Source organism: Streptomyces sp. NPDC053076 (assembly GCF_044546845.1).
GTDB lineage: Bacteria > Actinomycetota > Actinomycetes > Streptomycetales > Streptomycetaceae > Streptomyces.
Genome location: NZ_JBITZL010000002.1, coordinates 912,294 through 933,962, shown reverse-complemented (window position 1 = coordinate 933,962; position 21,669 = coordinate 912,294). Strand labels below are relative to the sequence as shown.

Here is a 21,669-nt window from a genome sequence, read left to right as displayed (position 1 = left end):
CAGGGCGCGATGAGCACGGGCGTACTCTGGTGTACGCCGAAGAATCGAAGCTACAGGGAGCCGATGTGTCCGCAGTCGCACCCGACGGACGCAAGATGCTGCGCCTGGAGGTCCGCAACAGCCAGACCCCCATCGAGCGCAAGCCCGAGTGGATCAAGACCCGGGCGAAAATGGGTCCCGAGTACACGAAGATGCAGAACCTCGTGAAGAGCGAGGGCCTGCACACGGTCTGCCAGGAAGCCGGCTGTCCCAACATCTACGAGTGCTGGGAGGACCGCGAGGCGACCTTCCTCATCGGCGGCGACCAGTGCACCCGGCGCTGCGACTTCTGCCAGATCGACACCGGCAAGCCCGAGGCCCTCGACCGCGACGAGCCGCGCCGCGTGGGCGAGTCCGTGGTCACCATGGACCTGAACTACGCCACCATCACCGGCGTCGCCCGCGACGACCTGGCGGACGGCGGCGCCTGGCTGTACGCCGAGACCGTGCGCCAGATCCACCAGCAGACGGCGGACCGGGAGGGCGGCCGCACCAAGGTGGAGCTGCTGGCGCCCGACTTCAACGCGGTCCCCGAGCAGCTCGCCGAGGTCTTCTCCGCCCGTCCCGAGGTCTTCGCGCACAACGTCGAGACCGTGCCCCGGATCTTCAAGCGCATCCGTCCCGGCTTCCGCTACGAGCGTTCTTTGAAGGTCATCACCGAGGCCCGCGACTTCGGCCTGGTGACCAAGTCCAACCTGATCCTCGGCATGGGCGAGACCCGTGAGGAGGTCAGCGAGGCGCTCAAGCAGCTGCACGCCGCGGGCTGCGAGCTGATCACCATCACCCAGTACCTGCGCCCCTCCGTCCGGCACCACCCGGTCGAGCGCTGGGTGAAGCCGCAGGAGTTCGTGGAGCTGAAGGAGGAGGCCGAGCAGATCGGCTTCTCCGGTGTGATGTCCGGTCCGCTGGTCCGGTCGTCGTACCGCGCCGGGCGCCTCTACCGGATGGCGATCGAACAGCGTCATTCCGCCGCTCCGCGGCAGGACGACAGCCAAGTGGCCGCCCCGGCCGTGTGAACTCCCGCACAAGTAATTACTGGCCAGTAATGGCCGATCCGACGCGGTCCTGACCGTCCTCGCTGATGAGGCGGCCGTCAGGGCCGCGTCGGCGTTCCGGCTCCTCGCATCAAGCTTTCATCGGTGTTTGACCGGCCGGACATGCCCTGGTAACACCAATCAGTGACTCTGGTATCACACCCCGTATCTCCACCGCTCCGAGGGGGACCTCGATCATGCAGGCCGCGCCCGTTCGCGCCACCGCCATCCCGTCTTTCACCGACGCCCTCCGCGCCGTCGAATCCCTGCTGATGAGCGGCGGACAGCGCACCGCCCGCCGCAACGCCTGGACCTCCGTCCTGGAGGACCGCCGCCGTGCCAAGGACCGGGTCGAGACCCAGCGGGTCCTCGAACAGGCCGCCACCCGCCCGTGACGCCCGCCGTGCCGGGCACTGCCGTCGTACGCGCTCCCTGGGGCACGTAGACTTCGTGGCATGGCGAGGAAGGAACCCGCGGCGGACGCCGCGAATGCCGGGCGACTGAAGCAGATCGCCCTCACATACAAGATGACCCGCAAGGCCGACAAGATGATCGGCCTTGTACTCGCGGCCGTGGGCCTCGGCACCCTCGGTGTCTTCCTCGCGATCGGCTTTCTGCTCGGCCATCCGGTCTATCTGGGCATCTTCGGCCTGCTGGTCGCCCTGCTGGCGACGGCGGTCGTGTTCGGCCGCCGGGCCGAGCGGGCCGCCTTCGGGCAGATGGAGGGCCAGCCGGGTGCGGCCGCCGCGGTACTGGACAACGTCGGCCGGGGCTGGACGACCACTCCGGCGGTGGCGATGAACCGCAGCCAGGACGTGGTGCACCGGGCGGTCGGCAAGGCGGGCATCGTGCTGGTCGCCGAGGGCAACCCGAACCGGGTCAAGAGCCTGCTGGCCGCCGAGAAGAAGAAGATGAACCGCATCGTCGCGGACGTGCCGGTGCACGATCTGATCGTCGGCACCGGCGACGGCCAGGTCGAGCTGAAGAAGCTCCGCACGACCATGCTGAAGCTCCCGCGCGTGCTCACCGGCCCCCAGGTGACGGCCACCAACGACCGGCTGCGGGCCATGGGCGACCTGATGAGCAACATGCCACTGCCGAAGGGGCCCATGCCCAAGGGCATGAAGCTGCCGAAGGGCGGCCCGCGGGGCCGCTGAGCGATCCGCGGTGCCGCTGAGCGGTCCACCACGACACGGCCGAGCGCCCCTGCGGGGGCGCTTCGGCGTTTCCGGCCCCTCTGACACGCCGCCGAACGGAGTATCCAGCGGGTAATCAGCTCATGCACTCCTAGCCTTCGGAGTGTGACAAAACGCCATATTACGTACTTCACGTGCACCACGGTCCTCGCCGGTGCGTTCCTCGGCGCCACCCCGGCGTCGGCCGCCCACCAGACCCTCGTGGTGCGTCCGGGTGAGTCGATCCAGAAGGCGGTGAACGCCGCCCGGCCCGGAGACACCGTGCTCCTGCTGGCCGGCACCTACCGCGAGAGCGTCACGGTCAAGACGCCGGGACTGACCCTGCGCGGCATGGGCCGGAGAACCGTCGTCCAGCCGCCCGGCAAGACCAAGGCCGCGCCGCACGGGAAGAAGGGCTCCGTCACCTGCCACGAGGCCGGCAACGGCATCTGTGTGATCGGCGGGAAGAACAAGGCCGTCCCGGACGTCACCGTCGCCGACCTGAGGGTCACCGGCTTCCCCAAGACGGGCGTGTGGTCCATGGGCACCGACCGGCTGACCGTGGAGCGGGTGACCGCCGACGACAACGGCCAGTGGGGCATCGCCCAGGAGCACTCCACCCGCGGGGTGTTCCGGGGCGACACCGCCCGGGGCAACGGGGACGCGGGGCTGTTCCTCGCCAACAGCGTGAAGGCCGAGCAAGGCGCCCGCGACACCAAGGGCACGCTGGTCACGGGGAACCACCTGGAGAACAACCGGATCGGCCTCACCGTCCGCCGGCTGCGCAACCTCTCGGTCACGTACAACCACGTCAACGGCAACTGCGCGGGCGTGTTCGTCGTCGGCGACGAGAACAAGCCGAAGACGGGCGCGCTGACCGTCAGCCACAACATCGTCGAGCGGAACAACAAGTACTGCCCGAAGACCGCCCGGCTGCCCTACCTCCAGGGCTCGGGCATCGTCCTGACCGGCACCGAGAAGGCGCTGGTGACGTGGAACGCCGTCACCGGACATTCCGGCAGGTCCCCGCTGTCGGGCGGCATCGTCCTGTTCAAGAGCTTCGTGGGCGTCACGAGCGAGCGGAACCGGATCACCGGCAACTACCTCGGCGGCAACTCCCCCGCGGACCTCGTCAACCAGGAAGCCACCAAGAGCGGCAACGCCTTCGACGGCAACTCCTGCCGGGCCTCCAAGCCCGCGGGCCTGTGCTGACCGGACGGCCGTACTCGACCCACCCAAGGAAGGAAGACGGCACATGACCGCTCCATCCCCCGCGCTCTCGGCTCCGACGGAACCGGGCGCGCCCCCCTCTCCCCTGCCGTCGATGCGGCTGCGCGAGCTGGTGTTCGGGGCCGCCTGCGCCGCCGCCGTCCGCGCCGCCTCCCGGCTCGGCGTCGCCGACGCGCTCGGGGACGCCCCCATGACCGTGGACAGCCTGGCGACCGCGGTGCGCGCCGAGCCGAAGCCACTGCGCCGGCTGCTGCGCACCCTGTCCTGCTACGGCGTCTTCGCCGAGCGGCCCGACGGGACGTTCGCCCACACCGAGATGTCCCGGCTGCTGCGCGAGGACGACCCGAACAGCCTGCGTGACATCTCCCTGTGGTGCACCGAGCCCTGGACCTGGGACGCCTGGCCCAAGCTGGACCAGGCGGTGCGCACCGGCCGGAACGTCATCGAGGAGCTGTACGGCAAGGAGTTCTTCGTCTACCTGAACGAGGACGCCCCGGAGTCGGCCGACGTCTTCAACCGGGCGATGACGACGTCCAGCGAGCAGTCGGCGCGCGACGTCGCCGCTCTGCTGGACCTGTCCGCCAGCAGGTCGGTCGCGGACCTCGGCGGCGGGCAGGGGCACGTGGTGGCCTGCCTGCTGGACAAGTACCCGGCGATGCGGGGCTATCTGCTGGACCTGCCGCGGGTGGTGGAGAACGCCCTGCCGCGGCTGCGCGAGGGCGGCGACCTGGCCGACCGGGCGTACATCGTGCCGGGCGACATCCGCGAGGCCGTTCCGGTCGAGGCCGACGTCTACATCATCAAGAACATCCTGGAGTGGGACGACGAGTCCACCACCCGGCTGCTGCGCAACGTGGTCGAGGCGGGCGGACCCGGCGCCCGGGTCGTGGTGATCGAGAACCTCGTCGACGACACCCCGTCGATGCGGTTCAGCACCGCCATGGACCTGCTGCTGCTCCTGAACGTCGGCGGGGCCAAGCACACCACCGACAGCATGACCGGCCGGCTCGGCGCGGCGGGCCTGGAGGTCGGCGACGTCCGGCCGGTCAACCCCTACCTGCACGCGTTCGACTGCAAGGTCTCCGGGTGAGCGCACCCCCTTCGCAGCACACCGGTGCCGGGTCCGCGTCCGACGCGGGCCCGGCACCGGTGGTCCGGACGGGGGATCAGCCGCCGGCGTCGCGCTCCCACAGGTAGAAGCGCTGTGCCATGGCGTCCTTGGGGGACCGCCAGGTCTCCGGGTCGTACGCACTGACGTACGCCGACAGCCGCTCGCTGACCTCCGCGAACTCCGGGTGCGAGGTGACCTTGGCGATGGCCGGCCCGGGCTCGCGCTCGGACTCGATGAGGTGCATGTACACATCGCCGAACTGGAAGAGGCTGCGCCGGACGACACCGACGAGGTGCGGCAGCTCTCCCCGGTCGGACTCAGCGAACACCTTGGCGATGTCGGAGGCGGAGCCCGGGGCCATGCGGGCGACGATCAGGGCCTGGTGCACGGTCGTCTCCTGTCGTCCGGCTCAGTCGGCCAGGGCCGGGGCGGGCCGGTGGCCGGCTGCCGCCTTCTCGATCTTGTCCCGGATCAGGGCCATCTGGACCTTGGAGTTCTTGTTGATGTTGTCGGTCATCCAGTCGTCGTCGACGGGGGCGTCCGGCTTCATCTCGAAGTCCTGGGTCCAGACCATCCGGGTGCCGGCGGGGACCTCCTCGTAGCGCCAGTGGATGTTCATGTGGGCGAAGGGGCCGGTCTCCACCCGGCGCGCCTTGACGGTGAGGGACTCGCGGTGCGGCTCACGCTCGGAGACCCAGCTCCAGACGGTGCCGTTCTCGTCCGGGTGCATGGTCAGCCGGAACGTCGTCTTCTCGCCCTCCCGCTTGAGGACCTCCACCGACGCGTACTCGCTGAACAGCTGCGGCCAGCGCTCCAGGTCGTTGGTCATGTCCCAGACCAGGTCCAGCGGGGCGGCGATGGTGATCTCGTTCTGGGTGTGTCCTGCCATCTCAGGCTCCTGCCATCAGGGTGGTGTTGACGAGGTTGAGGAACTGCTGCGGCGTCTTGCAGCGCTCCGCGTCGACCGGCATCGGGGTGCCGTGCGTGTTCTCCAGCTCGCCGACGATGCCGAGCAGGCCCAGCGAGTCGACGCCGAGGACGTCGAAACCGGTCTCCGGCTTGTCGATGAGCTGCTGTGGGCTGACGGTGACCCCGGCAGCCTTCTTCATCAGTGCGGCGAGTTCTTCCACGGTGATCTGAGGCATGTGCCTTCCTCCTTTGCTGTACTCACTGCGCGGTGCCGCGTCGCAGCACCAGCGCCGAGTTCGACCCCATGAGTCCGCGGCTGAGGACCAGTGCCGTCCGCAGTTCGGCGACGCGGGCGCGGCCCGTCACGAGGTCGAGTTCGTGGCAGACGTCGAAGACGTTCGGCGTCGGCGGGATCAGGCCGTGCTCCATCGCCAGCACGGCCGCCGCGGTGTCCAGCACGGGGGCCGCGCAGTAGCCGCGGCCGATCCCGGTCTTCGGGGCGGTGACCGGCACCCGGGTGCCGTGCTCGCCGAGGGCGTCGGCGAGCGCCAGGGCCTCGGCCCGGTCCGCCTCCGGTACCCCGAGGGCGTCGGCGAAGACGACGTCGATCTCGTCGGGGGCGCAGCCGGCCTCCCGCAGTGCCTGCCGGATGGCCTGGGCGAGGCCCGCCCGGGAGTCCGTCCAGCGGGAGGCGCCGGTGAAGGTGGCCCCGTGACCCGCCACGACGGCCCGGATGGCGGCGCCGCGCTCCCGCGCGGCGTCCGCCGCCTCCACGACGAGCATCGCGCCGCCCTCGGCCGGCACGAACCCGCACGCCCCGTCCGTGAACGGGCGGTAGGCCCGGGCCGGGTCGTCCTCGTGGCTCAGCTCCGGGTATCCGAGCTGGCAGACCATCGAGTACGGCGCGAGCGGCGCCTCGGTGGAGCCGGCCACGATCACGTCGGTGCCGCGCCGCACCGCCCGCGCCGCGTGGGCGAGGGCGTCCAGGCCGCCGGCCTCGTCGGAGGCGACCACCGAGCAGGGCCCCTTGAAGCCACGGCGGATGGACACCTGGCCGGTGCTCGCGGCGTAGAACCAGGCGATGGACTGGTACGGCCCGACGAACCGGCTGCCCTTGCCCCACAGTTGCTGCAGTTCGCGCTGGCCGAACTCACCGCCGCCGGAGCCGGCGGCGGTGACCACGCCGATGGAGTACGGCGCGTCGGGGATGCTGGCCTGCCCGAGCCGGGCGTCGTCCAGCGCGAAGTCGGCCGCGGCCATGGCGTAGTGCGTGAACCGGTCGGTCTGGACGAGGAAGCGCTCCTCGATCGTCGCCGCCGGGTCGAAGGCGCGGACCTCACCGGCCACCTTGAGGGGAAGGTGCTCGCAGCCCTCGCGGGTGACCCGGTCGAGGACGCTGAGGCCCTCCTGGGTCGCCTTCCAGAAGGTGTCGGTGCTGGTGCCGTTGGGCGCGACCACCCCGATGCCGGTGACGGCCGCTTGCCGGTCCTTCGGTTCGCTCATCGTGTCCTCACTCCCTCGGCCGGGTCAGGATCACCGCGGACTGGAAGCCGCCGAATCCGCTGCCCACGGACAGCACGCTGGCCAGCTTCCGTTCGCGGGCCACGCGCGGGACGTAGTCCAGGTCGCACTCGGGGTCGGGGATCTCGTAGTTCGCGGTCGGTGGTACGACCTGCTTGGTGAGGGCCAGCACACAGGCGACCAGTTCGATGGCGCCGATCGCCCCGAGGGAGTGCCCCACCATGGACTTGATGGAGCTCATCGGGGTGTCGTAGGCGTGGTGGCCGAGCGCCCGCTTCACGGCCGCCGTCTCGTGCCGGTCGTTCTGCCGGGTGCCGGAGCCGTGCGCGTTGACGTAGTCGATCGCCGTCGGGTCGAGCCGCGCCTGGTCCAGGGCGTTCTCGACGGCTCGCGCCATCTCCAGGCCCTCCTTGGTCAGACCGGTCATGTGGTAGGCGTTGCCGAAGGTGGCGTAGCCGCCGAACTCGCAGTACACGTGGGCACCGCGGGCCCGGGCGTGCTCCAGTTCCTCCAGGACGAGCACCGCGCCGCCCTCGCCCATGACGAAGCCGTCACGGTTGTTGTCGAAGGGCCGGGAGGCGTGTGCGGGGTCGTCGTTGTTCGGCGACGTGGCCTTGATCGCGTCGAAGCAGGCCATGGTGATCGGGGATATCGGAGAGTCCGAGGCACCCGCGATGCATATGTCCGCCCGGCCTTCCTGGACGGTGTGGAAGGCGTATCCGACGGCGTCCAGTCCCGAGGTGCAGCCCGTGGACACGGTCTGCACCGGACCCTGGGCGCCGAAACGTTCCGCCACCGCGGAGGCCACGGTGCTCGGCGAGAACGCCCGGTGCAGCTGGGGCTCCGCCCCGGCCGGGTCCACGTCCCAGCGCTGACCGCGATGGCTGACCAGGACGTAGTCGTGCTCCAGACGGGTGGTGCCGCCGACGGCGGTGCCCAGGGAGACACCGACCCGCCAGGGGTCCTCGCCGGCGAGGTCGAGACCGGAGTCCTTGACCGCCTCCTCGCCGGCGACCAGGGCGAACTGTATGTACCGGTCCGCCCGCTGGACCTGCTCGGCGTCCAGGCCGTGCGCGGCGGGGTCGAAGTCGCATTCGGCGGCGATCCGGGACCTGAGCCCGGCCGGGTCGAAGAACGTGATGCCCCGCGTCGCGGTACGGCCTTCGGCGAGCAGGTCCCAGAACGCCGGTACGCCGATCCCGCCCGGGGCGACGACACCTATGCCGGTGACCGCCACGCGCCGGTTCATGAGCGGACCTGTTCCCGCTCGGCCGGCTCCGCGGCGACGGCGGCGCACCCCGTCTCCTCCGTGTCCACGTGGCCGAGGGCCGGCCGCGGGGCCAGCGGACCCAGGTGGAAGACGATCCGCGCCTCCACGTTGCCGACGTTGCGGAAACGGTGCCGCATGTTCATGGGGATCATCAGCCCCTGCTCGGGCCGCAGCGGGTGCGGCTTCCCGTCCAGGTCCACCTCCAGCTGGCCGCAGACGACATAGACGAACTCCTCGGAGTACGGGTGGTAGTGCTCACCGATGCGGTCGCCGGGCCGCACGATGGCGACACCCATGAATCCGCTGGTGGAGCCCACCGTCGCCGGGGTGAGCATGGCGCGCAGATCCCCGCCGCGCCGGGTGTTGGGCTCGACCTCGCTGAGGTCCACGATCTTCGGAAGGGGTTGGATCACGGCGTTCCTCCGTTGGTGTGCTGGGCCGACCGGGGTCAGGCGTCGGGTGAACGGCGGTCGGTGACGAGGTCCATGCCGACGGGCTCGCCGTCCAGCAGGGCGCTCAGCGCGGCCTGCCGTCCGGGCTCCGGCAGGACGGCGTTCCCGCCCGCGCCGGGCCGTACGTCGATCAGCCGTACGACGACGTCGTCACGGTGGAAGATCGTGCTGCGCAGGACCGGGCTGTCCGGGTCGTCGGCCGCCGCCTCGTCCTGCTGGGCGAGCAGCTCCGCCAGCCGCATCCCGCAGTCCGGCCGGGCCGGGTAGTACAGGGCCTGCCGCTCGCCCTCGGTGAGTTCGTCCGCGGTGAGGTGGTGCACGGCGGGCAGCGCCGCCCGGGTGAAGAACACCCGTGCGGACTCCTGGTCGTTGAGGTCCCGCTCCTGCTCCAGATACGGGTTGATGGCCTCCTCGACGGCCCGCACCTCGGGCTGCTGGGAGACGTGCCGCAGCGCCGCGAGCAGGTCGCCGCGCACCTCGATGGCCCGCACCACCCGGTTGCCGTGCATGAAAAGGGAGGTGCGGCACAGCCGGGTGGTCTCGTCGACCCGCGCCTGCGGCGAGGCGTAGTCGGCGAGGATCCGCGCGACCTCCCGCTCGCTGCCCGGTTTGACCGTGAAGGTCAGCGCGTGCCGGATCACGCCGTCGCCGATCCGCGGGGACGCCTGGAGCCGGCGGCGCGACGCGGAGTCGGCGGCCTCCTCGCCGCCCGTCTCACGGACGATGTGGAAGCGCAGCGACCGGGTGTCCCGGACGCAGGAGTGCAGCGGTTCCACCATCCGCACGTGCTCCTCGCTGTTCACCCAGGTGAGGAACGGCGGGGCGCTCTCCCACTCGCTCGTGATGAGCCATTGGGAGGGGTTCTCGATCGACTGGCACAGCTGGTCGCTGACGTGGCCGGGTACCTGAGCCACCTGGTTGCACAGCTGCTCGTACGCCTCCAGGAACTGCTGCTGGGCACCGTCGTAGACGTCCACGAGGAGGACGACCCGGAGGCGGGAGCCGTCGAACACGGACTGGGAGACCCGTTTCGACTGGCGCGTCAACTGGTCCGAAAGCTTTTCCGACATGGTGGTCATGCTGCGCACATCTCCTTCACGGGGGCAGAGGCGAACGCCGGCGGCCGAATGACGCGACGTCAGCGCTTCTTGATCCTGTGCCTCTTCCCCCGGTGCGCGCGACTCGCGTGAACCACGTGGGTGATTGCGCACGCGAAAGCTCTCCCAGAGGGCACAGAAACACCAATGCGCCCCACATCCCGACCTCTGCCCCTGGAGCCCTGATGCAGCAGAAAGCCGATCACCAGGTGCCCGTCCTCGTCGTGGGCGGCTCTCTGGTGGGCCTGTCCCTCTCCCTGTTCCTGGGCCGTCTCGGCGTACCGCACATGCTCGTCGAGCGGCATTCGGGGACCTCGATCCACCCGCGTGGCCGCGGTAACAACCTGCGCACGATGGAGCTGTTCCGGGTGGCCGGCATCGAGCCGGACATCAAGGCGGCGGCGTCGCTGCTCGCGGACAACCACGGCATCCTCCAGACCCCCACCCTGGTCGGCGACGCCGGCGAATGGCTGTTCAGGCACATCGACCCGGGCGGCGGACTCGCCAGGTTCAGCCCCACGGCGTGGTGTCTGTGCAGCCAGAACGACCTCGAGCCGGTCCTCCTGAACGGGGCCCGCGCGCTCGGCGGCGACCTGCGCTACTTCCACGAGATGGAGTCCTTCTCCCAGGACCCCGAAGGAGTGACGGCGTTCGTCCGCGACCGTGACAGCGACGAGCTGTACACCGTCCGGGCGGACTACCTGGTCGCCTGCGACGGCCCGCGCAGCCCCGTCCGGCGCCGGCTCGGCATCGGGCAGAGCGGCCACGGCGACCTCTTCGCGAACGTGAGCATCACCTTCCGCTCCAAGCTGCTCGCCGAGACCGTGGGCGACCGGCACTTCATCTGCTGCTACCTCACCAGCCCCGAGGCCGACGGTGCCCTGCTGCCGGTCGACAACAAGGAGCACTGGGTCTTCCACGCCCCCTGGCACCCGGAACACGGCGAGACGCTGGAGGAGTTCACCGAGGAACGGCTCCAGCGGCACATCCGGCTGGCGGTCGGCGTCCCCGACCTCGACGTCGAGGTCACCGGCAAGGCGTCCTGGCGTGCCGCGGAGCGCGTCGCCGAGCGGTACACGGCCGGCCGGGTCCTGCTCGCCGGCGACTCGGCGCACGAGATGTCCCCGACCGGCGCCTTCGGTTCGAACACCGGCATCCAGGACGCCCACAACCTGGCCTGGAAGCTGGCCGCCGTCCTCGACGGCTGGGCCGGCCCCGACCTGCTGGAGACCTACGACACCGAGCGCCGGCCGGTCGCCCTGGCCACCAGCGCCCGCGCCTCGGCCCGCTCCGTGGAGCACAGCCACCCCGGCTTCGCCCCGACCCCGGGCGTCGGCGCCGGGCCGCGCAGCGGCATCCTCCCCGTCGTCCTGTGCTACCGCTACCTGGAGGGCGCCGTCCTGGGTGCCGACCCCGCGCAGCCGGTCGTACCGGACGGCGTACGGCTGACCGGGGACCCGGGCAGCCGGGCCCCGCACCTGTGGCTGCGCCGGGCGGGCGAGCGGCTCTCCACGATCGACCTCTACGAGCGGTCACTGGTGCTGCTCAGCGACGCGGAATCGGCCGCGGGCAGGGCCTGGCACGCCGCCGCCCGGCACATCGCCGGCACGGACGGAGTCCGGCTGGAGGCGTACCGGATCGGTGCGGGGGCGGACGCCGACCTGACGTACGACGGCGACGGACCCGCGGGCGGCGGCGAGGGACCCGCGGGCGGCGGGGACTGGGCGGCCGTCCACGGCACGACGGCCGACGGGGCGGTGCTGGTACGGCCGGACGGGTTCGTGGCCTGGCGCGCCACGGACGCGGCGGCGGATCCGGAGGCCGAGCTGCGGGAGGTCCTGGAGACGGTGCTGTGCCGGCGCTGAGAGCGGCATGAAAACACGCAGGCCACTCGCACCGGGCGGTGCGGGCGGCCTGCGTGCCGTACGGCGGAACGTCAGATGCGGACCTCGACCGTCTTCGCGAGCCGGTCGTGCAGGCCGCGGCCGTCGCGGTCCCAGATCAGGGCCGGGACGGCGAGGAAGAACAGGACCGTGCGCAGGAGGGCGCGCGGGGGGCTGACGCGACCGGTCTCCAGCGCGACCACCCGCAGCCCGAAGAGGCGCTTACCCGGAGTGAAGCCGACCGTGCCCAGGGTGAGGACCAGCAGGACGAACAGAACGAGCGGCGCCCACACCTGGGCCGCGTCGTGGTAGCTGTCCGCGATGAGGCCGTATGCGATCAGCAGGCAGAGCCCCCAGTCCACGGCCAGTGCGCCGATCCGCCGGCCGGGCCGGGCGATCGAGTTCGGCCCCTCCTCGGGGAGGCCGAGCTGCTCGCCCCGGTATCCGAAGTCGGCGCCCGCCTCTTCCATGGCCGCGCGGGGCCCGGAGAGCCACGATCCGATTGCCTGCCTGTTGTCCACGCGTCCACGGTACTGTGCCCGGTTTCGGGCACTACGCGCAGGGGTGTGTCGGGGCTACGGTGGACAGGTGGCCGGTTAACTTCTGCGAAACAAACGGGTCACGCCCGAGAAATCACCCGTCCCTAGGGTCGAGACCAGCGTGTGCCACCGCACTGGCCGCACGAACGATCTACCACCCCGGCGTCGACGGTCGGGAGTAGGAGGAGCTGGATGTTCCAGAACGCCGACGAGGCCAAGAAGTTCATCGCGGACGAGGACGTCAAGTTCGTCGACGTCCGGTTCTGCGACCTGCCGGGCGTCATGCAGCACTTCACGGTGCCCGTTGAGGCGTTCGACCCGGACGAGGAGCTGGCCTTCGACGGATCGTCGATCCGCGGTTTCCAGGCCATCCACGAGTCCGACATGGCTCTGCGTGCCGACCTGTCCACCGCCCGTGTGGACCCGTTCCGGCGCGACAAGACCCTCAACGTCAACTTCTTCATCCACGACCCGATCACGGGCGAGCAGTACTCCCGTGACCCGCGCAACGTGGCGAAGAAGGCCGAGGCGTACCTCGCGTCGACCGGCATCGCCGACACGGCGTACTTCGGCCCCGAGGCCGAGTTCTACGTCTTCGACAGCGTCCGCTTCGCCACCTCGGCGAACGAGTCCTTCTACCACATCGACTCCGAGGCCGGCGCCTGGAACACCGGCGCCCTGGAGAACAACCGTGGGTACAAGGTCCGCTACAAGGGCGGTTACTTCCCGGTCCCGCCGGTCGACCACTTCGCCGATCTGCGCGCCGAGATCTCCCTCGAGCTGGACAAGCAGGGCCTGAAGGTCGAGCGCCAGCACCACGAGGTGGGCACCGCCGGGCAGGCGGAGATCAACTACAAGTTCAACACCCTGCTCGCCGCCGCCGACGACCTGCAGCTCTTCAAGTACATCGTGAAGAACGTCGCCTGGCGCAACGGCAAGACGGCGACCTTCATGCCGAAGCCGATCTTCGGCGACAACGGCTCGGGCATGCACGTGCACCAGTCGCTGTGGAGCAACGGCGACCCGCTGTTCTACGACGAGGCCGGTTACGCGGGCCTGTCGGACATGGCCCGCTACTACATCGGCGGCATCCTCAAGCACGCCCCGTCGCTGCTGGCCTTCACCAACCCGACGGTGAACTCGTACCACCGTCTGGTGCCGGGCTTCGAGGCGCCGATCAACCTGGTGTACTCGCAGCGCAACCGCTCGGCCGCGATGCGTATCCCGATCACCGGCTCGAACCCGAAGGCCAAGCGCGTCGAGTTCCGTGCCCCGGACTCCTCCGGCAACCCGTACCTGGCCTTCTCCGCCCTGCTCCTCGCGGGCCTGGACGGCATCAAGAACAAGATCGAGCCGGCCGAGCCGATCGACAAGGACCTGTACGAGCTGGCTCCCGAGGAGCACGCCAACGTCGCCCAGGTCCCGACCTCGCTGAACGCCGTTCTCGACGCCCTCGAGGCCGACCACGAGTTCCTCCTCCAGGGAGACGTCTTCACGTCCGACCTGATCGAGACGTGGATCGACTTCAAGCGCACCAACGAGATCGCCCCGCTCCAGCTGCGCCCGCACCCGCACGAGTTCGAGCTGTACTTCGACGTGTGATATCGCCCCAGGTCAGAGCGGATTTCCGCTCTCCTGGGCCGACTGTGGGCCGTCGGCCGGCTTTCCCAGCACGGGAGAGCCGGCCGACGGCTTTCCGGCTCCGGCTTCCGGGGCCGGCGCAAGCTGACCGGGCACTGCCGCCAGGCCCTCGGCTGTCGGATCGGGCCCGTCCGCGGGCCGTCCCTCGACATGTGCCGGACGCCCCGAAGCGCCGCCGGGGCCCCGCCGTGGCCCTGGGAGCGGCGGGGCCTCTGCCCTCTGCCGTGCCGGCTCTCCGGTGGCGCCGTGGGGGCGGCGATCACGCGGTGAGCCGTGCCGTCCTGGATGGCGGTGACATCGTGTAACTTGCAGATCCGGACACGCGGAGGGGCGTCGGCCCCACGCCGGCGGCCGAGGGGGAGAGCACATGAGCGGGCTTCGGCGGTTCATCGTCGTCATGCTGTTCGAGGGCGTCGATCTGCTGGACGTCACCGGGCCGCCGGAGGTGTTCGCCCTGCTGCGGCGGGAGACCGACGACGAGACCGGTTACGAGGTGGTCCTGGCCGCCGAGACCATGGATCCCGTCACCACCGCCGCCGGCGTCCGCGTCCTGCCCGACCTCACCTTCGCGGAGGCGTCCCGGAGGGCGATCGACACCCTGCTGGTGCCCGGGTCGGTCGACGTCGACGAGCAGCGCCGGGTGCACGCCCTGACCGATCCGGCCGTCGTCGGCTGGGTGAAGACCCTCGCCGGCCGGACCCGGCGCATCGCCTCCGTGTGCGTGGGCGCCCATCTGCTCGCCGCCGCCGGTCTGCTGGACGGCAGGCGGGCCACCACCCACTGGTCGACCGCGCAGCAGCTCGCCGCCGACCATCCCTCGGTCGAGGTCGACGCCGACCCGATCTTCATCCGCGACGGCGGGGTGTGGACCGGCGCGGGCATCACCGCCTGCCTGGATCTGTCCCTCGCGCTCGTCGCCGAGGACTTCGGGGAGGCCGTCGCACTGCGGGTCGCCCGCCAGCTGGTCATGTACCTGAAGCGGCCGAGCGGGCAGAGCCAGTTCAGCGTGCCCGTCGAGCCCGTCTCCACCACCCGGCGCATGGCGGAACTGCGCCACTTCGTCACCGAGCACATCGCCGGGCCACTGACCGTCGCCGACCTGGCCGGGCACGCCCATGTCAGCGAGCGCCAGCTCACCCGGATCTTCAAGACGGAACTCGGGATGACCCCGGCCGCCTACATCGAGGCGGCCCGCGTCGAGGTGGCCCGGAACCGGCTGGAGACCTCGGACGACACCCTGGAACGGGTCGCGTCCGCGTGCGGGTTCGGCACCTCCGACACGCTCATCCGGGCGTTCCGCCGCAAACTCGGCACCACGCCCACGGAGTACCGCAGCCGTTTCCGCCGCTCCGGCTGACCGGCTCCCCCCTGTGCAACCTTTCCCGCTTCCCAGACTTCCTATTGTCGGGGGATCATCCTCCCGGACCGTGTCGGACGAGAGAGGTTGAACGGGGATGTCGCAACAGGACGACTGGGAGCGCGAGTTCGATCACCGATGGGCGAACTCGGCCGAGCACAAGGAGCCCTCCGCCCGGGCCCGGATGCTCGCCGCCCGCTGGAAGGAGAACCCGCCGGAGCCGGCGCCCTTCCGTGCCGACCCGGACCGGTTCGCGCCGCGCCGGTCGTCATGGGTGTCGACGACCGTGGTACTCGGCTGCGTGGCCGTGGTGATCGTGCTGCTGGGATACGCCCAGATGCGTTCCCCGTACTAGTCACCGGGGCCGTTCACCGCCGGGGGCGTTCGATCGACGGGGCGGCCGGGCGCCTGGGCAGGGACACGAGCAGGAGGCGGGCGGCCGTCGCGCTGCTCGGTGATCCCGACGAACGGCTGCGCGGGCGGGCGGTGCCGGTGGTGCGCGGTGCGCTGCTGTGGGGGGGGCGGAACCGGGCGGAGCCGGCGGTCGCCGCGTTGCTCGACCGGGGCCGTGCCCTGCTGGGCTGATCCGCGGCGGTCCGCCGGTGGCGCACCTGTCTTTTGCCGCACCTGTCTTTTGCCGCTCCTGGGGCCGTTCGGAACCACTTCATGGGGACCGGCAGGTGCACACTGGACAGCGGGACGAGTGCCTGACTGGGGTGATGCAAGATGCAGAGCCGGTTCCGGAGCGATCGGCGGCTGACCGTGCGCATGGGTCTCACGCTGTTCCTGCTCGGGCTGCTGTACGTGGGCTTCGTCGCCGCCCTGATCGTGCTGCTGAAGTCCTGGTTGCTGGTCGTCGTCCTGATCGGGGCGATGTTCGTGGCGCAGTTCTGGTTCTCCGACAAGATCGCCATGTTCGCGATGCACGGCCGGGTGGTGGAGCGCGAGGAGTACCCCGAGCTGCACGCGGTCGTCGACCGGCTGTGCGCGATCGCCGACATGCCCAAGCCGGTGGTCGCCGTGTCCCGGATGGACATGCCGAACGCGTTCGCGACCGGGCGCGATCCCGACCACGCCGTGGTCTGTGTGACCACCGGTCTGCTGCGGCGGCTGGAGCCGGCGGAGCTGGAGGGCGTCCTCGCGCACGAGCTGTCGCACGTGGCGCACAAGGACGTCGCCGTGATCACGATCGCGTCCTTCCTCGGGGTGATCGCCGGACTGATCGTGCGGTTCGCCCTGTACTCGCAGATCTTCGGCGGGCGCAGGGACCAGAACACCGCCGCCGTCTTCGCCGTCGTGCTGGGCGTCTCGGCGGCCGTGTACGCGATCAGCTTCCTGCTGATCCGGGCCCTGTCCCGGTACCGGGAGCTGGCGGCCGACCGCGCGGCGGCGCACCTGACCGGCCGGCCCTCGGCGCTGGCGGCGGCGCTCACCAAGGTCTCCGGGGAGATCGCCCGCATCCCGACCAAGGACCTGCGTACGGCGCAGGCGTTCAACGCGTTCTACTTCACCCCGGCGACCGGCCGGGAGCCCGGCATCGAGCGCTTCTTCTCCACCCACCCGAGCCTGGAGCAGCGGCTGGAGCAGCTGGGCCGGATCTCGGCGGAACTGGGTGAGGCCGCCGCCCCCGGCAAGGCGGGTTGACCGGTGGGGCTGCTGGACATCCTGCTGGGCCGTACCAAACCGGTCGCGCCCGATCTGGACCGGCTGTTCGCACTGCCGTCGGCGGCGGTGACGCTGGAGGCGGCGGCCGGCTTCACCCCGACCGGCGGCGGGGCGGTGTGCTTCGCCACGGTGGAGGGCGCGGCCTTCGAGCAGACGCACCGTGAGGTGCAGGCACTGCTGGACGCGGACGCCGACCGCACCGGCCCGCCGGTGGAGCTGCGCCGGGACGGCTACGGCTACTCCTGGCTGGTGTCCCAGCGCTCCCCCGACCAGCTGCCCCAGCTGGTCAACGACCTGCACGCGGTGAACAGCTCACTGGAGCTCAACGGCTTCGGTCCTCAACTGCTGTGCTCCCTGGCCTCTTTCACGGACGGCACCGGCCGGAGACTGGCGCTCGTGTACCTCTACAAGCGCGGCACCTTCTATCCGTTCGCCCCGCTGCCCGGTGCCACCGAGCGGCGGGACACCGCGCTGGAGTTGCAGCTGAGCTCGGCGCTCGGTGACGACCTGCGGATCGAGCAGGACCTGGGCCGCTGGTTCCCGGTGTGGGACGCCCCCGGCCTGTGACGGCCGGGGGCGTCCCGCTCAGCGTGCCTTCTCCCGCTGCTGCCGGCGGCCCTCGAAGGGCCGCTCGCGGCGGTAGCGGCGCTCCCACTTGGCCTGCCGGTCCCGGCGCTCCCGGTACGCCCGGTAGCTGTCGGGCGGGGTGCCGGGGGCGGCGGGCGGGGTCGGGCCGGGCGCGTCACGCCCCTGCGTCGCGTACAGGTACAGCAGCGCGACGGCGGCGAGCCACCAGAGATGGTCTCCGATTCCGAGGATCACCAGGACGAGGGTCCCGGTCGCGAGAATGCCACGCATGACGGACCTCCGTGGGGTGAGTGGGGTGAGGGAGAAGAGGCGCGGTGTCTGTTTCGCCTCCGTTCGCTCAGCGTAGGGAGGGTGTGACCGCCGGTGCATCCTGTTTTCCGGCCCGCGGGGCGGCCGTGAGTGAATGACCCGCATGGACGAACTCACCGGTTTTGCTCACACGTACGACGGCGAACGGCTCAGCGGGGCGAGCACCGGCCCGGCCGGCCGGGCCACGGCGGTGCTGCTGCACGGCGCGGGCAACGGCAGCAAGGAACGGCTCCTGCCGTTCCTCACCGACTTCGCCGCCCAGGGCTGCCGGGCCCTGGCGTTCGACTTCTCCGGGCACGGCGACAGCACGGGCGCGCTCGCGGAGCTGAGCCTGCGCCGGCGCTACGAGCAGGCGGTGGCGGTGCTCGACGCGCACGCCCCGGCGGACGATCCGCTGGTGCTGGTCGGCTTCAGCATGAGCGGCCAGACGGTCGCGGACCTGGTCCGCCACTACGGGCGGCGGGTGGCGGCGGTGGGCCTGTGCGCGCCCGCCGTCTACGCGCCCGAGGCGTGGGAGGTCCCGTTCGGCACCGGCGAGGGCCGCTTCTCCGAGCTGATCCGCACCCCCGACAGCTGGCGGCGCTCCCCCGCCCTGGAGGCGCTCCGGTCGTACGGGGGCCGGGCGGTGCTGGCGGTGCCGGGCAACGACACGGTCATCCCGCCGGCGGTGACGGAGGCCGTGCAGGAGGCGCTGTCGGCCCGCGGCCGGCCGACGTGCTTCGAACTCCCGGAGGCGGACCACTTCCTGGGCCTGTGGTTCCGTGACCACGCCGAGGACCGGCGGGCGTTCGTGACGGCGCTGCTGGGCGGGCAGCTCCCGGCGCAGGCCCCTGCTGTCAGTGGCATCGGCGACCATACCGGCAAGGCATCGTGAGTCGTGGGGAGGCCGGCATGACGGACGGACGGCGGCACATCGACACGGCGGAGCGGCGGGCCCGGCTGGGTCTGCGGCACCGCCTCGCGGGTACGGCGCGGGCGGCGACGCCCGAGGAGGTCGCGGCCTCCCTGGTGGCCCTGCACGGCACGGACCCGGCGACGGTGCACCTGGCGGTCGGCGCCCGGCTGGCCGACCCCGCGAAGGCGGTGCCGGAGACGGAACGGGCGCTGTACGAGGACGGCACCCTGGTGCGGATGCACGGCATGCGGCACACGGTGTTCGTGTTCCCCGCGGAGCTGACGGCCGTCGTCCACGCCTCGACGGGTCTGGCGGTGGCCGCCCGCGAGCGCGCGAGCCTGGTCAAGGACATGGCGAGCGCGGGAGCCCCGGACGCGGCCTGGCTGGCGGAGGTGGAGGAGGCGACGCTCGCCGCGCTGGTCCGGCGCGGTCAGGCGACGGCGGCGGAGCTGGCGGTGGACGAACCGCGCCTGCGCGAGCAGTTCGTGTACGCGGCCGGGAAGAGCTACGAGGGCGTCCACACGGTCTCGACGCGCCTGCTGCGCGTACTGGGCGTGGAGGGCAAGGTGGTGCGGGGCCGGCCGCTCGGCTCCTGGACGTCCAGCCAGTTCCGCTGGGCACCGGCGCCCGCCCACCCCGGGCTGGACGTGGCCGAGGCCCAGGCCGGTCTGCTCGGCCGCTGGCTGCGGGTGTGCGGCCCGGCGACCGAGGCGGACCTGAAGTGGTGGACCGGCTGGCGGGTGACGGAGGTCCGCCGGGCGCTGTCCGCGATCGGCGCCCAGGAGGTCGCCCTGGACGAGGGCACGGGGTATGTCGCCGAGGGGGACACGGCGCCGGTGCGGGCCCCCGCGGAACCCTGGGCGGCGTTGCTGCCCGCTCTGGACCCGACGGCCATGGCCTGGCAGCAGCGCGACTGGTACCTGGACCCGGCGCTGCGTCCGCTGCTCTTCGACCGCAGCGGCAACGTGGGCCCGACGGTGTGGTGGAACGGCCGGGTGGTGGGCGGCTGGGCCCAGCGCGCGGACGGCGAGATCGTCTGGCGGATCCCGGAGGAGAGCGTCCGCCGGGAGGCCGCGGCCGAGGTCGCCGCGGAGGCCGGGCGGCTGGGCGGCGCGCTGGGTACGGCCCGGGTCACGCCGCGCTTCCGGACGCCGCTGGAGCGGGAGTTGACGGCATGACGGTGCCGGGTGCCCCGCCCGGGCGGCAGGGCACCCGGCACCCGGCCCACTCAGCGCGAGTAACGCATCAGCGCCCGCACCATGTGGCAGGTGGTGTCGGACGGGGGCCGCATCCCGATCCGCTCGGCCGCGCCGTGGATCGTCTCGTTCCCGGCCTGGTTCGGCAGGTAGACCCCGGAGTCGAGCAGGGCTATGGCGAGGCGCATGGCCTTCAGGCGCCGGTTGTGCGAGACGTACCACTCGCGCGGCCGTCCGGCCGGCAGCGGTCGCTTCACCACGGGCTCGTAGGGCGAGTCGAACAGCACGGAACGGTTGGCGGTGGACTGGGTGGGCAACGGCTTCGGCTTCAGAGCGGCAGCGGGCACGGGCATCCTCCTGTCGCGGGCAGGACGGACACCGGAGGCCCGGCGCCCACCCTCGAACACTGCTTCCAGTCTACCGGTGGGCACTGACAATCGGGGGTCCGCGGGAGCGGGCAAAACCCCAGGTGGGATCAGGAATTGGCACCTCGTCACAGGCGATGAGGATGAGGCTGCCGAGGTGTCGTGAATTCGAACAAGGGCAATGCCGCGTACGGTGTTCCACATGGAGATCTGGATCAACCCCGCCTGTTCCAAGTGCCGCAGCGCGATCAGCCTGCTCGACGCCGAGGGGGCCGAATACACCGTCCGGCGGTATCTGGAGGACGTGCCGAGCGCGGACGAGATCAGGGCCGTGCTCGACCGGCTGAACCTCGAACCGTGGGACATCACGCGCACCCAGGAGGCGGTCGCCAAGGAGCTGGGGCTCAAGGAGTGGCCGCGGGACGAGGGCGCCCGGGACCGGTGGATCACCGCGCTCGCCGAGCACCCCAAGCTGATCCAGCGCCCGATCATCACGGCGGACGACGGCACGACGCTGGTCGCCCGCAGCGAGGACGCCGTACGCGAGGCCATCTCCCGCAACAAGAGCTGACCTTTCGTCACTTTCAGTGTGGCGCAGGTTACTTCAGCGGCAGCCGTGACCACTGAGTAATCCCGTTCGGTATCTCGTACATAGCGACGTACGCTCCCCTACCTCTTCAGGAGGCGCGCATGTCGCGCAGGCGAACTCTCGGCACGAAGAAGAAGATCGCGCTGCTCGTCAGTGCCGCGGCGGTGGCGGGCGGCGGGGCCTTCGCCCTGGCGGCCACCTCGAACGCCGCGCAGAGCCCGCAGAACGGCAGGACACTGTCCGCGGACTCGACGGTCTGCCAGGGTCTGGCCACCGCCCTCGGCAACAACCAGAAGTTCATCGAGGGGCAGAAGGCGAATCCGGACGCGCAGTCGGCGGCCCGGATCGCCAACCGCGAGGCGGTCATCCAGCAGATCAAGGTCCAGCAGAAGGCGGCCGGCTGCACCGTTGGGGAGTCGGCTCAGGACTCCCAGGCGGGGCAGGGCGGCGACGCCCAGCAAGGGGCCGAGGCGTCGGGCGGCGCCCAGCAGAGCGCGCAGCCTTCGCAGACCGGTGCCGCCGGAGCCGGCGGGGGCGGCGCGGCGGCCTCCGGCCAGCAGGTGTGCAAGGGCTCCACCGTGACGCTCTCGGGCGAGGGCGGCGCCCCGGCGGCGTCCAGCAACCAGTTCCCGGCGGGGACGACCCTGAAGGTGACCAACCTGGACAACAACAAGTCCACCACGGTGAAGGTGACGTCCGTCTCCGGCAGCTGCGTCCTGCTCAACAACGCCGCCTTCGAACAGGTCCGGGAACCGGGCAAGTTCCTCATCCGGCGCGCGGTGATCGAGAAGGTGGGGTGAGGCT

General features: G+C 71.2%; 25 protein-coding genes. 15 read left to right on the top strand and 10 right to left on the bottom strand.

Annotated elements, in window-relative coordinates; genetic code table 11:
* Positions 1 to 65 precede the first annotated feature (65 nt).
* From lipA to ACIGYR_RS11450, 5 genes are all read left to right on the top strand, one after another.
* Positions 66 to 1,055: a lipoyl synthase gene (gene lipA / locus ACIGYR_RS11470; RefSeq protein ID WP_399595593.1), complete on the top strand. Its 990-nt coding sequence runs from the start codon at positions 66 to 68 to the stop codon at positions 1,053 to 1,055.
* Between the two features lie 215 nt (positions 1,056 to 1,270).
* Positions 1,271 to 1,468 carry a hypothetical protein gene (locus tag ACIGYR_RS11465; RefSeq protein ID WP_391838982.1) on the top strand — a complete coding sequence of 66 codons (198 nt, stop codon included), beginning with the start codon at positions 1,271 to 1,273 and terminating at the stop codon, positions 1,466 to 1,468.
* A gap of 60 nt (positions 1,469 to 1,528) precedes the next feature.
* Positions 1,529 to 2,230, top strand: a complete 702-nt coding sequence (locus tag ACIGYR_RS11460; protein ID WP_391838981.1) for a DUF4191 domain-containing protein — start codon at positions 1,529 to 1,531, stop codon at positions 2,228 to 2,230.
* 144 nt (positions 2,231 to 2,374) lie between these two features.
* Complete coding sequence (locus ACIGYR_RS11455) at positions 2,375 to 3,460, top strand: nitrous oxide reductase family maturation protein NosD (RefSeq protein ID WP_399595595.1); 1,086 nt, start codon at positions 2,375 to 2,377, stop codon at positions 3,458 to 3,460.
* A 43-nt stretch (positions 3,461 to 3,503) separates the two neighbouring features.
* Entirely contained in the window at positions 3,504 to 4,568 is a 1,065-nt protein-coding gene (locus ACIGYR_RS11450; protein WP_399595597.1) for a methyltransferase, read from the top strand.
* Between the two features lie 76 nt (positions 4,569 to 4,644).
* On the opposite strand, the gene ACIGYR_RS11445 is transcribed toward ACIGYR_RS11450, so the two are convergent.
* The 7 genes from ACIGYR_RS11445 to ACIGYR_RS11415 are packed head-to-tail and all read right to left on the bottom strand — an operon-like array spanning position 4,645 to position 9,820.
* Positions 4,645 to 4,977 carry a TcmI family type II polyketide cyclase gene (locus ACIGYR_RS11445; RefSeq protein ID WP_399595599.1) on the bottom strand — a complete coding sequence of 111 codons (333 nt, stop codon included), beginning with the start codon at positions 4,975 to 4,977 and terminating at the stop codon, positions 4,645 to 4,647.
* A 21-nt stretch (positions 4,978 to 4,998) separates the two neighbouring features.
* A complete protein-coding gene (locus tag ACIGYR_RS11440) occupies positions 4,999 to 5,478 on the bottom strand; it encodes an SRPBCC family protein (RefSeq protein ID WP_391838973.1) in 480 nt (159 codons plus the stop codon).
* A 1-nt stretch (position 5,479) separates the two neighbouring features.
* Positions 5,480 to 5,734 carry an acyl carrier protein gene (locus ACIGYR_RS11435; protein ID WP_391838971.1) on the bottom strand — a complete coding sequence of 85 codons (255 nt, stop codon included), beginning with the start codon at positions 5,732 to 5,734 and terminating at the stop codon, positions 5,480 to 5,482.
* A gap of 22 nt (positions 5,735 to 5,756) precedes the next feature.
* Positions 5,757 to 7,001, bottom strand: a complete 1,245-nt coding sequence (locus tag ACIGYR_RS11430) for a ketosynthase chain-length factor (RefSeq protein WP_399595601.1) — start codon at positions 6,999 to 7,001, stop codon at positions 5,757 to 5,759.
* Between the two features lie 7 nt (positions 7,002 to 7,008).
* Positions 7,009 to 8,268, bottom strand: a complete 1,260-nt coding sequence (locus tag ACIGYR_RS11425; RefSeq protein ID WP_399595603.1) for a beta-ketoacyl-[acyl-carrier-protein] synthase family protein — start codon at positions 8,266 to 8,268, stop codon at positions 7,009 to 7,011.
* Positions 8,265 to 8,702: a cupin domain-containing protein gene (locus ACIGYR_RS11420; protein ID WP_391838965.1), complete on the bottom strand. Its 438-nt coding sequence runs from the start codon at positions 8,700 to 8,702 to the stop codon at positions 8,265 to 8,267. The genes ACIGYR_RS11425 and ACIGYR_RS11420 overlap by 4 nt, the downstream gene beginning before the upstream one ends.
* A 35-nt stretch (positions 8,703 to 8,737) precedes the next feature.
* Positions 8,738 to 9,820: a SchA/CurD-like domain-containing protein gene (locus ACIGYR_RS11415; RefSeq protein WP_399595605.1), complete on the bottom strand. Its 1,083-nt coding sequence runs from the start codon at positions 9,818 to 9,820 to the stop codon at positions 8,738 to 8,740.
* Positions 9,821 to 10,023: 203 nt separating this feature from the next.
* Here ACIGYR_RS11415 and ACIGYR_RS11410 point away from each other — a divergent pair, with 203 nt between their 5' ends.
* Positions 10,024 to 11,703 (top strand): FAD-dependent oxidoreductase, encoded by a 1,680-nt coding sequence (locus tag ACIGYR_RS11410; RefSeq protein WP_399595607.1) that lies wholly within the window; start codon positions 10,024 to 10,026, stop codon positions 11,701 to 11,703.
* Between the two features lie 71 nt (positions 11,704 to 11,774).
* Here the strand turns inward: ACIGYR_RS11410 and ACIGYR_RS11405 are convergent, their stop codons facing one another.
* Positions 11,775 to 12,242, bottom strand: a complete 468-nt coding sequence (locus tag ACIGYR_RS11405; RefSeq protein WP_391838959.1) for an RDD family protein — start codon at positions 12,240 to 12,242, stop codon at positions 11,775 to 11,777.
* Between the two features lie 210 nt (positions 12,243 to 12,452).
* Here ACIGYR_RS11405 and glnA point away from each other — a divergent pair, with 210 nt between their 5' ends.
* From glnA to ACIGYR_RS11380, 5 genes are all read left to right on the top strand, one after another.
* Positions 12,453 to 13,862: a type I glutamate--ammonia ligase gene (glnA, locus tag ACIGYR_RS11400; protein WP_391838958.1), complete on the top strand. Its 1,410-nt coding sequence runs from the start codon at positions 12,453 to 12,455 to the stop codon at positions 13,860 to 13,862.
* Positions 13,863 to 14,268: 406 nt separating this feature from the next.
* Positions 14,269 to 15,258 carry a GlxA family transcriptional regulator gene (locus ACIGYR_RS11395; RefSeq protein ID WP_391838956.1) on the top strand — a complete coding sequence of 330 codons (990 nt, stop codon included), beginning with the start codon at positions 14,269 to 14,271 and terminating at the stop codon, positions 15,256 to 15,258.
* A 97-nt stretch (positions 15,259 to 15,355) separates the two neighbouring features.
* Positions 15,356 to 15,613 (top strand): hypothetical protein, encoded by a 258-nt coding sequence (locus ACIGYR_RS11390; RefSeq protein ID WP_399595610.1) that lies wholly within the window; start codon positions 15,356 to 15,358, stop codon positions 15,611 to 15,613.
* A gap of 371 nt (positions 15,614 to 15,984) precedes the next feature.
* Positions 15,985 to 16,902: a zinc metalloprotease HtpX gene (gene htpX / locus ACIGYR_RS11385; protein ID WP_399595612.1), complete on the top strand. Its 918-nt coding sequence runs from the start codon at positions 15,985 to 15,987 to the stop codon at positions 16,900 to 16,902.
* A gap of 3 nt (positions 16,903 to 16,905) precedes the next feature.
* On the top strand, positions 16,906 to 17,490 hold the full coding sequence (locus ACIGYR_RS11380) for a hypothetical protein (RefSeq protein WP_399595614.1): 585 nt from the start codon (positions 16,906 to 16,908) through the stop codon (positions 17,488 to 17,490).
* An 18-nt stretch (positions 17,491 to 17,508) separates the two neighbouring features.
* On the opposite strand, the gene ACIGYR_RS11375 is transcribed toward ACIGYR_RS11380, so the two are convergent.
* Positions 17,509 to 17,781, bottom strand: a complete 273-nt coding sequence (locus tag ACIGYR_RS11375; protein ID WP_391838946.1) for a hypothetical protein — start codon at positions 17,779 to 17,781, stop codon at positions 17,509 to 17,511.
* A gap of 133 nt (positions 17,782 to 17,914) precedes the next feature.
* Between ACIGYR_RS11375 and ACIGYR_RS11370 the strand changes: the two genes are divergently transcribed.
* Both ACIGYR_RS11370 and ACIGYR_RS11365 read left to right on the top strand, forming a co-directional pair.
* On the top strand, positions 17,915 to 18,694 hold the full coding sequence (locus ACIGYR_RS11370) for an alpha/beta hydrolase (RefSeq protein ID WP_400014193.1): 780 nt from the start codon (positions 17,915 to 17,917) through the stop codon (positions 18,692 to 18,694).
* Between the two features lie 17 nt (positions 18,695 to 18,711).
* A complete protein-coding gene (locus ACIGYR_RS11365; RefSeq protein ID WP_399595618.1) occupies positions 18,712 to 19,893 on the top strand; it encodes a winged helix DNA-binding domain-containing protein in 1,182 nt (393 codons plus the stop codon).
* Between the two features lie 50 nt (positions 19,894 to 19,943).
* On the opposite strand, the gene ACIGYR_RS11360 is transcribed toward ACIGYR_RS11365, so the two are convergent.
* Positions 19,944 to 20,258 (bottom strand): hypothetical protein, encoded by a 315-nt coding sequence (locus ACIGYR_RS11360; protein WP_391838940.1) that lies wholly within the window; start codon positions 20,256 to 20,258, stop codon positions 19,944 to 19,946.
* 220 nt (positions 20,259 to 20,478) lie between these two features.
* Here ACIGYR_RS11360 and ACIGYR_RS11355 point away from each other — a divergent pair, with 220 nt between their 5' ends.
* Positions 20,479 to 20,847 (top strand): ArsC/Spx/MgsR family protein, encoded by a 369-nt coding sequence (locus ACIGYR_RS11355; RefSeq protein ID WP_391838938.1) that lies wholly within the window; start codon positions 20,479 to 20,481, stop codon positions 20,845 to 20,847.
* A 119-nt stretch (positions 20,848 to 20,966) separates the two neighbouring features.
* Positions 20,967 to 21,665, top strand: a complete 699-nt coding sequence (locus ACIGYR_RS11350) for a hypothetical protein (RefSeq protein WP_399595620.1) — start codon at positions 20,967 to 20,969, stop codon at positions 21,663 to 21,665.
* Positions 21,666 to 21,669 lie beyond the last annotated feature (4 nt).

What these genes read in the sequence shown, in the direction of transcription:
- ACIGYR_RS11395 (WP_391838956.1), top strand. Translation starts at nt 14,269, where the DNA reads ATGAGCGGGCTTCGGCGGTTCATCGTCGTCATGCTGTTCGAGGGCGTC.
- ACIGYR_RS11465 (WP_391838982.1), top strand. Translation starts at nt 1,271, where the DNA reads ATGCAGGCCGCGCCCGTTCGCGCCACCGCCATCCCGTCTTTCACCGAC.
- ACIGYR_RS11350 (WP_399595620.1), top strand. Translation starts at nt 20,967, where the DNA reads ATGTCGCGCAGGCGAACTCTCGGCACGAAGAAGAAGATCGCGCTGCTC.
- ACIGYR_RS11450 (WP_399595597.1), top strand. Translation starts at nt 3,504, where the DNA reads ATGACCGCTCCATCCCCCGCGCTCTCGGCTCCGACGGAACCGGGCGCG.
- ACIGYR_RS11410 (WP_399595607.1), top strand. Translation starts at nt 10,024, where the DNA reads ATGCAGCAGAAAGCCGATCACCAGGTGCCCGTCCTCGTCGTGGGCGGC.
- ACIGYR_RS11460 (WP_391838981.1), top strand. Translation starts at nt 1,529, where the DNA reads ATGGCGAGGAAGGAACCCGCGGCGGACGCCGCGAATGCCGGGCGACTG.
- ACIGYR_RS11415 (WP_399595605.1), bottom strand. Translation starts at nt 9,820, where the DNA reads ATGACCACCATGTCGGAAAAGCTTTCGGACCAGTTGACGCGCCAGTCG.
- glnA (WP_391838958.1), top strand. Translation starts at nt 12,453, where the DNA reads ATGTTCCAGAACGCCGACGAGGCCAAGAAGTTCATCGCGGACGAGGAC.
- ACIGYR_RS11390 (WP_399595610.1), top strand. Translation starts at nt 15,356, where the DNA reads ATGTCGCAACAGGACGACTGGGAGCGCGAGTTCGATCACCGATGGGCG.
- ACIGYR_RS11365 (WP_399595618.1), top strand. Translation starts at nt 18,712, where the DNA reads ATGACGGACGGACGGCGGCACATCGACACGGCGGAGCGGCGGGCCCGG.
- ACIGYR_RS11425 (WP_399595603.1), bottom strand. Translation starts at nt 8,268, where the DNA reads ATGAACCGGCGCGTGGCGGTCACCGGCATAGGTGTCGTCGCCCCGGGC.
- htpX (WP_399595612.1), top strand. Translation starts at nt 15,985, where the DNA reads ATGCAGAGCCGGTTCCGGAGCGATCGGCGGCTGACCGTGCGCATGGGT.
- ACIGYR_RS11430 (WP_399595601.1), bottom strand. Translation starts at nt 7,001, where the DNA reads ATGAGCGAACCGAAGGACCGGCAAGCGGCCGTCACCGGCATCGGGGTG.
- ACIGYR_RS11440 (WP_391838973.1), bottom strand. Translation starts at nt 5,478, where the DNA reads ATGGCAGGACACACCCAGAACGAGATCACCATCGCCGCCCCGCTGGAC.
- ACIGYR_RS11375 (WP_391838946.1), bottom strand. Translation starts at nt 17,781, where the DNA reads ATGCGTGGCATTCTCGCGACCGGGACCCTCGTCCTGGTGATCCTCGGA.
- ACIGYR_RS11355 (WP_391838938.1), top strand. Translation starts at nt 20,479, where the DNA reads ATGGAGATCTGGATCAACCCCGCCTGTTCCAAGTGCCGCAGCGCGATC.
- ACIGYR_RS11435 (WP_391838971.1), bottom strand. Translation starts at nt 5,734, where the DNA reads ATGCCTCAGATCACCGTGGAAGAACTCGCCGCACTGATGAAGAAGGCT.
- ACIGYR_RS11370 (WP_400014193.1), top strand. Translation starts at nt 17,915, where the DNA reads ATGACCCGCATGGACGAACTCACCGGTTTTGCTCACACGTACGACGGC.